General features: G+C 49.9%; 14 protein-coding genes. 5 read left to right on the top strand and 9 right to left on the bottom strand.

The genetic code is table 11. The features are described 5' to 3' along the window. Positions 1 to 63: 63 nt before the first annotated feature. Positions 64 to 1,425, top strand: coding sequence for a sulfatase (locus F4Y39_00265; GenBank protein MYC12136.1), 1,362 nt, complete (start codon positions 64 to 66; stop codon positions 1,423 to 1,425). After that, a complete protein-coding gene (locus tag F4Y39_00260; protein ID MYC12135.1) occupies positions 1,401 to 2,705 on the top strand; it encodes an aminotransferase class I/II-fold pyridoxal phosphate-dependent enzyme in 1,305 nt (434 codons plus the stop codon). Before F4Y39_00265 ends, F4Y39_00260 begins: the two co-directional genes overlap by 25 nt. A gap of 7 nt (positions 2,706 to 2,712) precedes the next feature. On the opposite strand, the gene F4Y39_00255 is transcribed toward F4Y39_00260, so the two are convergent. Both F4Y39_00255 and F4Y39_00250 read right to left on the bottom strand, forming a co-directional pair. Continuing rightward, positions 2,713 to 3,876 carry a Gfo/Idh/MocA family oxidoreductase gene (locus tag F4Y39_00255; GenBank protein MYC12134.1) on the bottom strand — a complete coding sequence of 388 codons (1,164 nt, stop codon included), beginning with the start codon at positions 3,874 to 3,876 and terminating at the stop codon, positions 2,713 to 2,715. Next, the gene (locus F4Y39_00250) at positions 3,845 to 4,492 is read right to left on the bottom strand and encodes an SGNH/GDSL hydrolase family protein (protein ID MYC12133.1); all 648 of its coding nucleotides are present in this window, start codon (positions 4,490 to 4,492) and stop codon (positions 3,845 to 3,847) included. Before F4Y39_00250 ends, F4Y39_00255 begins: the two co-directional genes overlap by 32 nt. A gap of 17 nt (positions 4,493 to 4,509) precedes the next feature. Between F4Y39_00250 and modA the strand changes: the two genes are divergently transcribed. Continuing rightward, positions 4,510 to 5,277 carry a molybdate ABC transporter substrate-binding protein gene (modA, locus tag F4Y39_00245; GenBank protein MYC12132.1) on the top strand — a complete coding sequence of 256 codons (768 nt, stop codon included), beginning with the start codon at positions 4,510 to 4,512 and terminating at the stop codon, positions 5,275 to 5,277. 239 nt (positions 5,278 to 5,516) lie between these two features. On the opposite strand, the gene F4Y39_00240 is transcribed toward modA, so the two are convergent. Beyond that, complete coding sequence (locus F4Y39_00240; protein MYC12131.1) at positions 5,517 to 6,332, bottom strand: hypothetical protein; 816 nt, start codon at positions 6,330 to 6,332, stop codon at positions 5,517 to 5,519. A 69-nt stretch (positions 6,333 to 6,401) separates the two neighbouring features. On the opposite strand from F4Y39_00240, the gene F4Y39_00235 reads away from it, so the two are divergent. After that, positions 6,402 to 6,638 carry a DUF4160 domain-containing protein gene (locus tag F4Y39_00235; protein MYC12130.1) on the top strand — a complete coding sequence of 79 codons (237 nt, stop codon included), beginning with the start codon at positions 6,402 to 6,404 and terminating at the stop codon, positions 6,636 to 6,638. Next, complete coding sequence (locus tag F4Y39_00230) at positions 6,622 to 6,888, top strand: DUF2442 domain-containing protein (protein ID MYC12129.1); 267 nt, start codon at positions 6,622 to 6,624, stop codon at positions 6,886 to 6,888. The genes F4Y39_00235 and F4Y39_00230 overlap by 17 nt, the downstream gene beginning before the upstream one ends. A 75-nt stretch (positions 6,889 to 6,963) precedes the next feature. On the opposite strand, the gene F4Y39_00225 is transcribed toward F4Y39_00230, so the two are convergent. The 6 genes from F4Y39_00225 to F4Y39_00200 all read right to left on the bottom strand — a co-directional run. Next, positions 6,964 to 8,037, bottom strand: a complete 1,074-nt coding sequence (locus F4Y39_00225) for a hypothetical protein (protein MYC12128.1) — start codon at positions 8,035 to 8,037, stop codon at positions 6,964 to 6,966. A gap of 91 nt (positions 8,038 to 8,128) precedes the next feature. Beyond that, positions 8,129 to 9,103, bottom strand: coding sequence for a PorV/PorQ family protein (locus F4Y39_00220; protein MYC12127.1), 975 nt, complete (start codon positions 9,101 to 9,103; stop codon positions 8,129 to 8,131). A 74-nt stretch (positions 9,104 to 9,177) separates the two neighbouring features. Then, positions 9,178 to 9,978 carry a hypothetical protein gene (locus F4Y39_00215; GenBank protein MYC12126.1) on the bottom strand — a complete coding sequence of 267 codons (801 nt, stop codon included), beginning with the start codon at positions 9,976 to 9,978 and terminating at the stop codon, positions 9,178 to 9,180. A 34-nt stretch (positions 9,979 to 10,012) separates the two neighbouring features. Next, positions 10,013 to 11,821, bottom strand: coding sequence for a leucine-rich repeat protein (locus F4Y39_00210; protein ID MYC12125.1), 1,809 nt, complete (start codon positions 11,819 to 11,821; stop codon positions 10,013 to 10,015). A gap of 112 nt (positions 11,822 to 11,933) precedes the next feature. Continuing rightward, positions 11,934 to 12,950, bottom strand: coding sequence for a hypothetical protein (locus F4Y39_00205; GenBank protein MYC12124.1), 1,017 nt, complete (start codon positions 12,948 to 12,950; stop codon positions 11,934 to 11,936). Between the two features lie 117 nt (positions 12,951 to 13,067). Continuing rightward, a partial coding sequence (locus F4Y39_00200) for a hypothetical protein (GenBank protein MYC12123.1) occupies positions 13,068 to 14,655 on the bottom strand: 1,588 nt, incomplete at its 5' end.

Below are 14,655 nucleotides of genomic sequence, written 5' to 3'. Positions count from 1 at the left end.
TCAGACCAACCATCCAACGGGCAGGCACAAGACCTGCCCCTACAAACGAATGGATTTTTTACCATGCCCATTAAACCCAACATCCTCTGGATCTATGGCGAAGACCTCTATCCCGACCTCGCCTGCTATGGCACACCAGCAGTGCAAACGCCCAACATCGACAAACTCGCATCGGAAGGCACGCTATTTACAAATGCATTTGTCACCTGCCCGGTGTGTTCTCCGAGCAGATCGGCCATCATCACTGGTCGATATCAAACCAGCTTTGGCGCGCACAATCACCGCAGCAAGCGCGACACCCCATTGCCCGAACACATTCGCCTCATCACCGACTATTTCCGCGATGCGGGATATTACACCTGCAACAGCCCGGGACCGCCCTTTGATAAATCCGGTAAAACCGACTTCAACTTCCAGCGGAATGGCGTCTTTGATGGCATAGACTGGACCCAACGCGCAGAGGGCCAGCCCTTTTACGCCCAGAACAACATCACCGACACCCATCGCAACTTCACACCCGACCCGCAAAACCCCGTTGATCCCGACGCCGTAGAAATTCCGCCTTATTATCCCGATCATCCCCTCATCAGAAAAGACTGGGCCATGTATCTCGAAAGCGTCCAGGTCTTCGACCACAAAGTCGGCCAGGTGCTCCAGCGCCTCGAAGACGAAGGCGTAGCCGACAACACCATCGTCTTCCTCATCGCCGATCACGGACGCGCGCATATCCGCGACAAACAATTCCTGTACGACGGTGGCATTCGCATACCCTGCATTGTGCGCTGGCCCGGGCACATCGACGCAGGCGTCGTAAGCGACGAACTCGTCAGCGGCATAGACCTTGCACCCACCGCGCTCTCGCTCGCGGGTTTAGAAGTCCCCCCGGAAATGGAAGGCAACATCTTCCTCGGTCCCGATGCAAAATCCCGCAGCGAAATCTACTCAGCACGCGACCGATGTGACGGCACAGTAGATCGCATCCGCTGCGTACGCACAAAAAACTACAAATACATACGCAACTATCATCCCGACCGCCCCTACATGCAATTCAACCGCTACAAATACCAGCAATACCCCCTCTGGACACTCCTTCCCCTACTTGGCAAAGAAGACAAACTCACCGAAGCACAGGCAAAATTCCTCGCACCCTATCGCCCTTACGAAGAACTCTACGACCTGCAAGCCGACCCCCACGAAGTCGAAAACCTCGCAGAATCGCCAGACCATCAAAACGCGCTCAACGACCTGCGCTCGCGCCTCGACAACTGGATCGAAACATACGGCGACCAGGGCGAAATCCCCGAAGATCCAGAGGTCATCGCAGCACAAGCAGAAGACATGTACGACAAACATCGAAGCGCGCCGGACAGTCAACTATCGCCCGAAGAATACATAAAAACATGGGAACAGAAATTGCTGGGATAAGAGATTCTTCCCCACAAGAATCCGTCATCCGGCGCATGACCCGTCTATCCCTTGAACACAATGCCTTGAACCTCTCTCAGGGGATCACAGACGAACCCGTACTCTACGACCTCGCCTGGGCGGGCATCGCCGCCATACTGGGTGGCTCAGATGAAGGTGCCGAGCAATTGCACGCGCTCACCCTCTGCGACCTCCTCGTGCGCAACGCGGGCAACGACCACCTCAACCATTCCCTCAAAGACCTCTGCGCCATCCTCCAACCCCAGCACGACCGCTACAACCAGTACTCCTTTCCCTACGGATTGCCTGAACTGCGGGAAGCCATCGCAGACTACACCCGGCGATTCTACGCCTTTCGTCCCAACCCCGAAACGCAAATCACCGTCACCGCAGGCGCAACCGAAGGCCTCTCCTCAACACTTCGCGCCCTGTGCAATCCCGGCGACAGCGTCATCGTCTTACAACCCTTTCACGAAATGTATCCCAACCAGGCCAGCCTGTTCGGGCTGCGCTGCGAATATGTCACCCTGCGCGAAAAAAGCGATGGCTGGGTGCTCGACAAAGACGAATGGATCGCCGCGGCAAAACGCGCGCGCGCACTCATCCTCAACACGCCACACAACCCCACGGGCAAAGTATTCTCCGAAACAGAACTCGCCTTCATTGCAGACCTCTGCTCCAAACACGACCTATTTTTAATCACCGACGAAATCTACGAACACATCCTCTACGGCGATAGCGTCCACATCTGCCCTGCAACACTCGCCGGCATGGCCGGGCGCACCATTGTCATCAACGCCATCACCAAAACCGCCAACGCCAGCGGCTGGCGCGTCGGCTGGGTCATATCGCCCGAACAACACACCCCGAGGATTCGCGCGGTTCACGACACCCTCGTCGTCCAGGCTCCCACCCCATTGCAAAAAGGCGCCGAGCACCTGTTGCAATTGCCCGACGCCATCTTCAAAAATATGCACAAACCATTCTTACAAAAACGCAACCTGCTCCTCAACGCACTCCAATCCACCGGATTCAAAATCACCCCCCCCGACGGCTCCTACTACCTCTTTGCCGATTACCGCTCCGTCCCCACCTTATGCGACATGAACGCAACCGACGCTGCCATGTACATGACCCGGGAAATCGGTGTCACCCCCGTACCCGGCGACAACTTCTACGCAACGGGCAGTGAAGGCGACCGATACTTGCGCTTTGCCTTCTGCCGCACCCTCGACAGCCTGAGCGAAGCAGCAGAACGGCTGAAAAGGTTAAAGACGTAAGCTGACTTCATCGCCTCTCGTATTCGAATGGGAACGTCACAGGTTCACCATCGTTTGCCCACGATCTCGCCATCGCCACGTCAATCTCCCGGTCCTTGCGACCATTATAAGCCCCATATTCTGGCTCGGTATCGTTGCGAACGGCATTTGCGATACTCATCAATTCTGATGCGACGGTAATTTCGCCATCACTGAGCGGATAATTTTGCAACGGATTTTCCCACACCACCTCCGGCGTTGTATCCGCCACGAGAGCGGCGAGGGTCTCAAATCCATTGACATCGTTGGTTTTGCGGGCAATCGTGATTTTGCGTTGCTCATCGGCGGTATCGTTTAGAATGACCGCTTCATCGCGGAAGCACATCCCACGCTCGGCGTAGAACTTCGTGCCATTAAAACCCCGAAGCGGCGAACCGTAAGACAAACTGCTGAAATGGAATACCCCGACCGCGCCATCGACAAATTCGATAACGCCTTGCTGCCAATCCTCTGAGTCGCGTGTCGGCTGACCTTGCCGCCAGACATGCTCCTGCACTGCGAAGCTCTTTCGCAAACCGAACACGCGCAGGGGTTCGTTATCAAAACCGACGTAACTGCGAATCAAGCCGACCCCGTGATACCCGTGTCCGCGAAACTCGTTGTAGGCAACATTGATCTTGCCGAATACACCCGCCAGAATCATCTCACGTTTAATCCGTTCCGATGGCACGCGATAATAGTTTTCATTGACCTCAATCTTCGTCCCGTGCTGCTTTGCGGACTCAATCATCTCATCCGCCCAGCCGAGGTCTGTGTCGATCGGCGTCTCAGTGCAGTAACTCACGCCATGTTCAGAGCACAACAGCCCCGGGATATGATTATTGCTCGGGGTAATAACGATGGAGCAAATATCTGGCTTCTCTTTTTCCAGCATCTCAGCAGTATCTGTGTATGCAGCAACGCTATACTTTGCGCCCTGCGCCTTGACAGAATCTTCGCTTACATCGCAAACAGCGACCAGTTCAAGATCGTCCTTCAATTTAGCAATGAGCGGAAGATACACATTTGCCCCTCGATTCCCCGTGCCGATATGTGCAATTTTGAGCTTGTCCATTGATATGCCTCCAATTGAAGAAAGCCGACATGGTATGCCCCCAGTCTCACCCTTCACAAAGCATCTTAAACAACGCATCCGCAATGATAAAATGTCCTGTCCGATTGGGATGCACAGGCTCTGGACAGAAAGTCTCTGAATCTCTATATTTCAAATGCGTCTGGAAAAGATCGTGCAACCGCAACAGCTTTGTCCCGTACTTCTCGCTCATCTTCTCCACAATGTCGATATACTCCGGAATCAACGCCATAACCTCGCTCTGGAACGTCTCCCCGGATGTATCTGTCGAAATATAAAAAGGTGTAATCAGCACAATTGGACACCCAATCTCCCGTTGTGTCGTATCCAGAATAGCATCGTACAATTCTTCAAATCGCGCGGGCGGAACCGCATCCTCCGCCTGTCGCAAAACGCTGTGCAAATCGTTGATCCCGATCTTAATCGACAACTTATCCGGCGCGTGATCAATCACGTCTTCTCGCCAGCGCTCGTGCAAATGCGTCACGCGATTACCGCCAATACCCTTATTGATATACGCGATCTTTCGCTCGGGAAACTGTGCCGTCACAATCTCAGTAAACGCCCGCACATATCCACTGCCCAGCGGTGCCTCAGCCGCACGCCGACCACAATCCGTAATACTATCGCCAATCAACAACATCGTCTCGCTATCTTGAACCCAAAAATCGGACATACTATTCTCCTTATCCCATGAAAAAACTATTCATCTACATCTTCATCGCAACCTGTTTCTCAACGCGCGGAATCACCCTTGCCGAACCCGTCACCGTATATGCTGCAGCCAGCCTGACAAGCGCACTGCAAGACCTCTCCAAAACCGCAGAAAAACAGGGCATATCGTTGCGAATGTCTTTTGCCAGCTCTTCGATCCTCGCCAAACAGATAGCCCAGGGAGCGCCTGCGGATATATATTTTTCAGCTAATGTAAAATGGATGGATTTTTTGGCAACGGAAAAATTGATCGAACCCGATACCCGAATCGATCTACTGGGCAACGCCCTCGTAATTATCTCCCCCAAAAATGAAAAATTCTCTGTCGAACCCCACGCAGACTTTGACTTCCCCAGCGCATTCGATGGACAATTAGCCCTGGGCGACCCATCTCACGTGCCTGCGGGTATCTACACTGTAGAAGCCCTGAAAAAATTGGGCTGGTGGACATTGCTCAAAAACCGCATCGCCCCGACAATGGACGTACGCGGCGCACTCACACTGGTCGCCCGCGGAGAATGTGCCGCCGGCATTGTCTATGCCACAGATGCGACAATCAGCGATGGCGTCGCAGTCATTGCCACACTTCCCGACTCCCTATTGCACACACCCATTGTCTATCCAATCGCCATCGTAAAAGGACGACGCACACCAACAGTCGAAGCCGCCATGCACTTTTTTCAATCAGACACAGCGGCTACGGTCTTTCAGCGGTATGGATTCCGGGTGTTGGATTCTGGGAACTAAAAAAAATTAGTAACGATTCAGGTTCTTGCAGTCGCTCAGGAAGGAAACCGAACAAGCTACCGAACAAGTAATCGAACAAGCAAAACAGCGTATGTGAAACGTGAGACTCCAATGTATCTAATTTATTTTAATGAATCCGGCAATACGGGAAATAATCTTGCGGATGTTCAGCAATCCGTCATAGACAGAGATGGCATTGACGGCATAGACCCGCTGATTTACATCTGAACGACAGCTATCTAAAACCGAAACGTAGCAATCGCTGATAATCTTCCATCCGAATTAGGTGCCAGTCCCACAGAAAAACGGCGAACTTTAAAGGCATCTGACAACTCGGACATCATCACCGCTCCAATTAATGGACAGATCAGCACCGAGGGCCAGAGCTTATCGGAGAGCGTAGTAGTCATTGACCAGCCTGCTACGACTCCCATTCCACTACCTAACATTGGCGGTATGGGATCAGATGACACTATGCTCACACCTATAGGCACGCCGATTACGTAACCTATATAGCCCAAGGAAACAGCAGCAAAACCCGGACCACAAAAATCTCCATCTTCTGGGCAGTCTTCTGCAACTGTGAATCCAATAAGCCCTCCCGTTGCTCCTAAAAGAACACCGCCAAAAAAGCCAGCCGACCATTTATTGCTATTTTTTTTATCGGGCTGTTTCAAAATTTCTTCTTTATTGTTTTCTCTAATAAACCGATTCACGTCATTCATCTGCTTTACAGGGACGGTTGATTCATCGCTCATAATCACGGCGATAACGCTGTCGTAGGCGATGACCGTTCTGTTTCTAATGCCTCCGCTGCGAATGGTAAACGTGCTATCGCCAATCGCATCAATCCATCCCTTCGCCAATTTCTGTTTGCCTTTGCTGTCGTAATAGGTGACTGCAACGTAGGCATCTTGGACCAACGTGTTGGTATTGACCTCAGTGCCTTGTAGATATGTGGCTGCGTGGGCAAGTGTGGGAGCCATCGCGATGAGCAGGAGGGCTGTAGTGACCAGGATGGCGATGGTTTGACGAACATTGTGCTCTGTGTACATGAGATTCTCCTATTTTTTTGTTGATATAACCTTGAATATTGAGTAATCTAATTCAAGCTGGAGGGCATAATGCCAAGGGTCAGCAACATACAGGGGCCATATCGATTTTTCTTTTATAGTTTTGACTGTCATGAACCTCGGCATGTGCATGTGAGACGAGACAGAAGAACATGCAAATATTGGCTCGAACCCATTGCATTATGCAAAAATTACGGGTTCTCTCCTCATGAATTGAGTGAGATTCGGCGGTTAATCCAATCGAACTACGTGATAATTTTGGAGGCATGGCGTGAACACTGCGAATAATACTGAACCTCGCATCAAAGCCATCAGGATCACTGGGGAATTGATCATCGCTGATTTGGTGGATGGTCGGACAATCAGTGTACCGCTCGTCTGGTCCTGGCGACTTGCAGACGCAACGCCTGCTCAGCGTGAAAACTATGAATTTATCGGCGATGGTCAGGGTGTTCACTGGCCGGATATTGACGAAGACATCAGTGCAGAAGGCATGTTGATGGGCGCACCCGCACGACCCGCCAAACAGCGTGTGTAAAGTGCGAGATACGAAGGCATTATTCTTAGGCGACTATCAGAGTCGCTTTTTTTATTTATTTTTCGCCAACCTCAATTAAAAATTAAACGTGAGTGCGGCGCGAAGCCCTTTTGTGGATGTAGGTGTGAGGCTCAGGTTGAGACTCTGGGGCGACACCTCGATCCATTTGTCGGATTTTATTGTAGCACCAATGATAGTGGAGAGAACCCAAATAGGTAGAGATATAAACGTCGCGGTCACGATTGTGGCAAATCTTTGCCATTCGTCCTCATCTCTCGCGTCTGCTATCGCAACTGGAGCAAGGATAGCAAGACCGAGAGCCAAACCGAATATAGAGCCTTTCCCCGTGTTTCTATGCTGTCCAATGTTCACTTCAAAATCGGAAATTGAAGAAAGAGGCACCTTACGTCCATAAAGTGCAAGTTCTCCACGGACAACGAGTGTGTCTTGCGTCATTTTTTCAACCTTGCCAATCATCCATTGCTTTTGAATTGAAGGAACGCGGGCACGCACTTTGGCATTTCCCTCATGGAGCAATTGCATAACCATCCATCCTTCAATATCTCGTTGATGTTTCGCAATAGCGAGTCTATCAATCTCGCTGTATGCTATTTTCCAGCTTTTCCAGAACTCCTCCCTATTTTGGATTACAATACGGTCTGAGTCCTTATGGATAATCTTTCCAGTTGCTGTTTTTTTTATCTTTTTTCTAATGTAGATGACATGGGCATACCATCTCTTCGTAATCTTTGCAGGATCAATCTGCCCGCGTGACATGATCGTGATGGCCTTCAACTCTTCCTCTTTTTTTCTCTCTCCAATAAACCGATTCACCTCATTCATCTGCTTTAGCGTGGTTGATTCTTCGCTCATAATCACGGACAGCACTTTGGCGTATGCAATGTTTTTCTTGGTCCAGTGTCCACTGCGAATTGTAAACGAAGTTTCATCAACCGCATCAATCCACCCCTTATCCAATTTCTGTTTGCCTTTGCTATCGTAATATGTGACTGCAACGTAGGCATCTTGGACCAACGTATTGGCATTGACCTGTGTGCCTTGCAGATATGTGGCTGCGTGCGCGAGCGTGGGAGCCATCGCGTTGAGCAGGAGATTTGTAATAACAAAGACTACGGTTAATTTTTTCATAAATTTATCCTTCAGAATTTTTGGCATACACCTGCCCAGAATCAAAACGACTGTGGCTATCCATCTCCTGACCGAATCAGTGAACCGCACTCTAAAAATTGAAAGCAACGCTGAGAATATGCACCCGTTCATCATCGAAAAGGGCGCCAAAGGACTTGCTTGTGTAATCCACCTTTAAGCCTATACCATGGGTCTTAAACAGCACGCCAATACCCAGAGTGTTGGGATCTATTAGGCTTCGGGGCCTTTTTTGATGTCCTGCTCGTAGTGAAAATCCCAACATATCGCCTATAGCGGTCTGGTACATATATGTATATTCGATACCTATATCTGTGTAGAAACCATCCTCAGAATCATTTGGATTATTCACATCCACGACCAGGTCCAGATTATGAGGCAAGGGACCAACATCCGTCAGAGCAACCACATCAATGAGCACTCCCATCCGCATATTTTTTGGGAGTCCCCCTTGCTCTGGCTCGCCTAACCCGCTCGTGCTCAAGTTCTCCACACCCATCGCGATCACCGTATTCCGCAATCCCGTGGCAAAATACGTGCCCAAATCAACGGCAAAGACATTTTGCTTGTGATCCTCCCAGGAATAACTCTCATGGATCAGCTTGAGGGTGGTCCCCACCGCAATCCGGTCGGTAATCATGCCCCCATAAGCCACTGAAATGGCATACTTGCTGGTTTCTTGCGTGGTATTCTCAAATCTGACAGGACCGATATCGTGATTCACAACAGACAACCCAAATGTCCCTATACGCGGCACATTTGCTGAAACGCCAGCCACATAGTGCTTGGTACTAAAAATCCAATCTACATACGTAAAATACGCTTCCCGCCCTTCCATAAAAGCCAGTCCTGCTGGATTGTACAGAATAGCCTGCCCGCTTCCGATCAACCCTACGCCCGCCTCACCCAAAGCCATCGTGCGAGCACTGGTGGGAAACTGCAGAAAAATGAACCCCGTTCTCCTGACATACTCCTGGGCAAATCCCTCATCTGACATCAACCCAATCAGCGTGCATAACCCAATTAGCGTATATCGTCTCATAATCATTCACCTTTCGCGATTGGCCTTTTAAAAAATCGAGAATGAAACGCTATCGATAAGACGATATGTCCCTCGTTGTCTCATTCAGGCTCCGGGAAAGCACCCTTGCTTCCGAGAACAACACCAAAGCTCAAACGAACCGCGATATGGTTCTCTTTTGCCCTGAACCATCGTATATACGATGTCTCCAACCTCACAGCCATCCTGTTCTGGAAAACGTGGCGATATCCAAGACCTCCTCCCGCACCAAATTGAGTGCTGGAATTATCCGTACTCAATGTCGCCAAGACAGACCTGACGTAAACAGAGTTCGAAGCTGCTCCTTGAGGAAAGTAAGTGAATCCACTGCGCGTCATCCATGAGGTATTGTTCCCCCCGTCATAGGACCAGGAGGTAAGCCCCAGTCCCAGGTCAAAAGCCAATTTGTTAAAAAAGAAACTGGACATATAGATGGACGGAGATGTTCTTACCAGACCACCTCCCATATTGATAAGTGTCGTGGAAGCGTACTGACCAGTCTGGAATTCGACGGATAGAAGGTCTGCCCCGAGTTCGAAGGATGACTTTCTTTTTTCCTCCTGAGCAGACGTTGCAATGATCAGCTTTTGAATATGCTCTAATGCAATTACCTTCTTCCAAAATCGTTCGCCAATAGTCAGAGTCTCTGTATCAATAGCTTGAATATATCCCCTTGCCGTATCCAGTCTCTCCCACTCCTCTGACACCGGGTCTCGCTCCCCCCTCCCATAGATAATCTCGACATAGGCACCAGGTTTAACCGTGCTGCTATCAATTTCATCGGCTTCAAAGGTCACCCAGGCCAATAAGGTCTCTGGCATACACAGGCCCAGGACCAGAACGATTGCCGCTATTCGCGCCATAAATTCCTCCTGTTGAAATACGTAAACACCACCGCTATCTCGATGCCGCTTGTCCAAATAGAATGAGCGAATCTCCCACGGCGGTCTGGATACCAGCGTGGTTCAAAAATTGTGGCAGTGCAGGTGCTGGACCCAGACGCACTGTGACCGAATTACCCTCACCTGGCGGTACCATAACAGGTTCGCTTTTAATCTCACCCGCTACAATCGTAGCTGTATTGGCCGACAAGGTGCCGCCCTGTGCCGACAGACTGACGGTCATATCGAACGGTGCCCCCTCGGCAACTTTGACTACAATGGTAGCGGGTCCCTGTGCATTATTGTCCATATTGTCTGTGCGTTCCAACTCTATTGTCAGAGTAAAGGGAGCTCCGGGGTTCCAATGAAGCCATAGTAACTTCAGCCTGGACAAGCCAGAGAATATCCCTTCGGGTAGCCTGCTTAGATTATTGTCGTAAAGTTGTAGCGTTCGCAAGCTGGACAGGTCCCAAAATATATCCTCTGGCAGTGTACTCAGCAGATCATTACCAGAAAGATTTAGCCATTGCAAGTTGGATAAGTCGGCAAACAAGCCCTCTGGTAGTGTGCTGAGCAGATCATTAGAAGTAATATTTAGATCCTGCAAGTTGGATAAGCCGGCAAACAAGCCCTCTGGTAGTGTACTTAGCTGATCGTTGAAAAAAAGGTCTATCCTTTGCAAGTTGTCCAGGTCTGAGAATATGCCCTCTGGCAGGGTACTCAACAGATCGTGAGAATGAAGAGATAGGTATTTCAAGTTGTCCAGATGTGAGAACACGCCCTCTGGCAGGGTTTGCAAAAAAGTGCTGGAAAAAGATAGGCTTTTCAAGCTGGATAAACCGGTGAACACGCCCTCTGGCAGTGTGTTTAAACCGTTAGAATAAAGAGATAAGAATTGCAAGTTATTCAAGCTGGAGAACACACCCTCTGGTAGCGTGTGGAGACCGGTCGTGTGCAGCCTTAATGTTTGCAAATTGGTCGGCATATCTGAGAACACATTTTGGGGTAGTGTTTGCAGGTCCTTGAAACTAAGGTCTATCTTTTGCAAGTTGTCCAGATGTGAGAACACGCCCTCTGATAATGTGTTTAGAGCATTATTTTCCAGATTGAGAACTCGTAAGCTATCCAGGCCCAAAAACACACCAGTTGGTAGGGTATTCAGAGCGTTGTTTTGCAACTCCAGTTCCCCCAGTTTGGACAGGCCCGAGAACACGCCTTCTGGTAGCGTGTTTAGATCATTGCTGCCAAGTCTGAGAACTCGCAAGCTATCCAGGCCAGAAAACACACTGGCTGGCAAGGTGCTTAAAGAGTTGTAGTCAAGACCTAACCATCGCAAGCTATCCAGGCCAGAAAACACACCGGCTGGTAGGGTGTGCAGACTATTGAAGCTAAGATCTAAACTTTTCAAACTGGATAAACCGGCGAACACGCCTTCTTTTAGAGTGCTTAAAGAATTAAAGGAAAGAGATAGCCCTGGCAAGTTGTCCAGGCCATAGAAGTCGGCTCTCCGCAAATCGGTGATTCCCTGGTCATTCAGATCCAGACGCGTGATTGAGGATAAATGCGTCTCTGTGACCAGGGCACAATTATCGATGTCGGATAGCATAGCCAGGATGGCATCGCGCACCTGTGGGGTTCTGTAGCAAATACCCATTGTGCCCGCTGTTATCTCGTCCAAATCCCCTGGTCCCAGTGTATCTTTGCTGTTTCCTCCACAGGCCATCAGGCCAAATAGCGCGAATAGAACGGTGCTTTTGAGAAAACTTTTCACGGGGGTCTCCTGTGTGTTCACCTTCAGGTAGAAATAACGGGAGGAATTGATCATCGCGGATAAAGTGCGAGATATGGAGATATTATTTTGGGCGACTCAATGGTCGCTTTTTTTGTGGATTTATTCTTAAACCACCTCATCTGTCTGAGCAGATTTTGGGAGCCATTTAAAACCGCAACGTAGCAACCGCTGATAAATTTCCGTCACGGTCGGGCGCGAGACCCACAGAAAAATAGCTCGCTTCGGGCGGTCTGCGCGACAACTCAGAGCCGATTACCGCACCTGTAATTGGAAAAATTACAACAGCCATTGCCGCTAAACCAACATCAACAGGGATCAGTCCCATACCTGCGCTGGCTCCTATAAAAGAGCCTACAAACGAACTCGTAAACTGATCATAAGGATCCAACATGCTCACACCGACCGCCACGCCGAGTGTATAGCCAGCCATAAAACCTATTAACTTCTTGCTATAACTGGATCCTGTATCCAAACCCAGGCGTGCTAAAGGGATGCCTACCACAAACCCACCAGCCGCCTTTATGGTGATCCGACCGCTGGGGTCCATCATCCCTATGAGGTGTGTGATACCTGAAGCAGGTGTTACAATGGGAGTAGGTTTTGCAATGACTGTGACAAGGCTTATGACGTTGTCGTAGGCGATAACCGTTCTATTTCTAATGTCTCTGCTACCAATAGTAAACGTGCTGTCGTCAATCACACCAACCCATCCCTTCACAACTTTCTGCTTACCACTGCGGTCGCTATAGGTAACTTGCACATAAGCATCTCGAACAAGCGTATTGGCATTGACACGTGACCCCTGTAAGTATGCAACAACAGGGCTTTGTTGAAGAAACCGATTCACGTCATTCATCTGCTTTACGGGGACGGTTGATTCATCGCTCATAATCACGGCAATAACGCTGTCGTAGGCGATGACCGTTCTGTTTTTAGTGCCTCCGCTGCGAATGGTGAACGTGCTGTCACCAATCGTATCAATCCATCCCTTCACGACTTTCTGCTCACCACTGCGGTCGCCATAGGTGACATGTACATAAGCGTCTCGAACAAGCGTATTGGCATTGACACGTGACCCATGCAAGAGTATGGCTGCGTGTGCGAGGGTGGGGACTATCGCGTTGAACAAAAGGGCTGCGATGATAAAAACGATTGGTTTCAAGATATTCTCCTTATACACTATTCTCATAAAAGTACCCCCTCAATCTTTATTCATACCAGTTACGAGTAGATCCATTTTCAGGCCGTTCGCAATTAGCCAATATATCTTTTAACATTGTCAATTTGATGATACGGCTTTGCCAAAAGCATTAGCAAAAATCAGAAAATCTCCGAATCCAATTGTCCCATCCCCATCCAGATCAAACTGCGCTTCATATCCCTCGTCATCCTCACTGACCCCGAACTGTGACACAAAAAGCAAAAAATCGGCAAAACCAACAGCACTATCGCCATCAAAATCGAGAACAGAGGGTTGAGGTGTAATGTACAGTAACATATTCCACAGCAGAACTGTATGGTCCCAACTTCCACTGGCAAGCGTGCTACCATCTGGGGAAAACATCAGGGAACTGATACCACCGCTATGTCCCTCAAGAGTTGTTATAAGTTGACCAGTGACAACATCCCACAACCGAATCTTTACTTCATTACCTCCAACAGCAAGAGTGTTACCATCCGGGGAAAACGCTACGGCACGAACAGAAGTAACATGTTGAAGGACCTTTTTGTTCTCACCGGTGACAACATCCCACAACCGAATCATCAGGTCATCACTTCCACTGGCAAGCAGGCCACCATCTGGTGAAAACGCCACAGCATTGACATCGTCCTCATGCCCTGTAAGAGTCTTTTTGAATTGTCCGGTGACAACATCCCACAACTGTACTGTCCCGTCTTCATGCCCACCGGCAACCGTGCTACCATCCGGGGAAAACGCCACCGAATTAACCCCTGACGGAAACCATATAGGGGTCGCCGTATCTCGGCCAGTGGTAACATCCAGAAACCGAATTGCGCCACTTCCGCTTCCACTGGCAAGCCTACTTCCATCTGGCGAAAACGCTACCGATCTAATCGCCGACATCGGCCATCTACGAGTCGCCCTGTGTTGCCAGGTAACGGCATCCCACAACTGTACCATGCCGTCATTACTTCCACTGGCTAATGTGCTGCCATCCGGGGAAAATGCCACGGAACGAAAAGGTATCTCATTCCCGCCTATAGGCACGTCGCCAAGTGTCTCTGTGAGTTGGCCGGTAAGAACATCCCACACTCGAATCGTACTACCCCAATCTCCACTGGCAAGCGTGCCACCATCCGGAGAAAACGCCACAGAATTGATAGAACTCCAATGGTTAAGTGTCCGCTTGAGTTGTCCAGAGACAACATCCCACAACCGAACGGCCCCGTCATCACTCCCACTGGCAAGCGTGCCACCATCTGGGGAAAAAGCTACGAACGCCACGGAACTAAACCTCGTTGTACGCTCATCAAATAGCTTCTTGCGTTGCCAGGTAACAGCATCCCACAATAGGACAACCCCGGTTTCAGTCCCACAAACAAATATGTCGCCATCCGGAGAAAACGCCAGGGAATAGACATAAATCTCCTGCGTCTCAAGTGTCCGCTTGAGTTGCCCGGTGGCAGCATCCCACAATCGAACTGTCCCGTCTCTACTCCCACTGGCAAGCGTGCCACCATCCGGAGAAAATGCAATAGCATAAACCCGTGATGTATGATCTGTAAGGATCGCCTTATGTCCTCCGGTAGCAGCATCCCACAATCGAATTGTCCCGTCTCTACTCCCACCGGCTAATGTGCTGCCATCCGGGGAAAACGCCACAGAAGCCACAGAACTCGTATGT

The organism is Gemmatimonadota bacterium (assembly GCA_009838845.1).
Lineage (GTDB): Bacteria > Latescibacterota > UBA2968 > UBA2968 > UBA2968 > VXRD01.
Note: the sequence above shows the minus strand (reverse complement) of the source record. Positions and strands in the feature narration are given on the sequence as shown.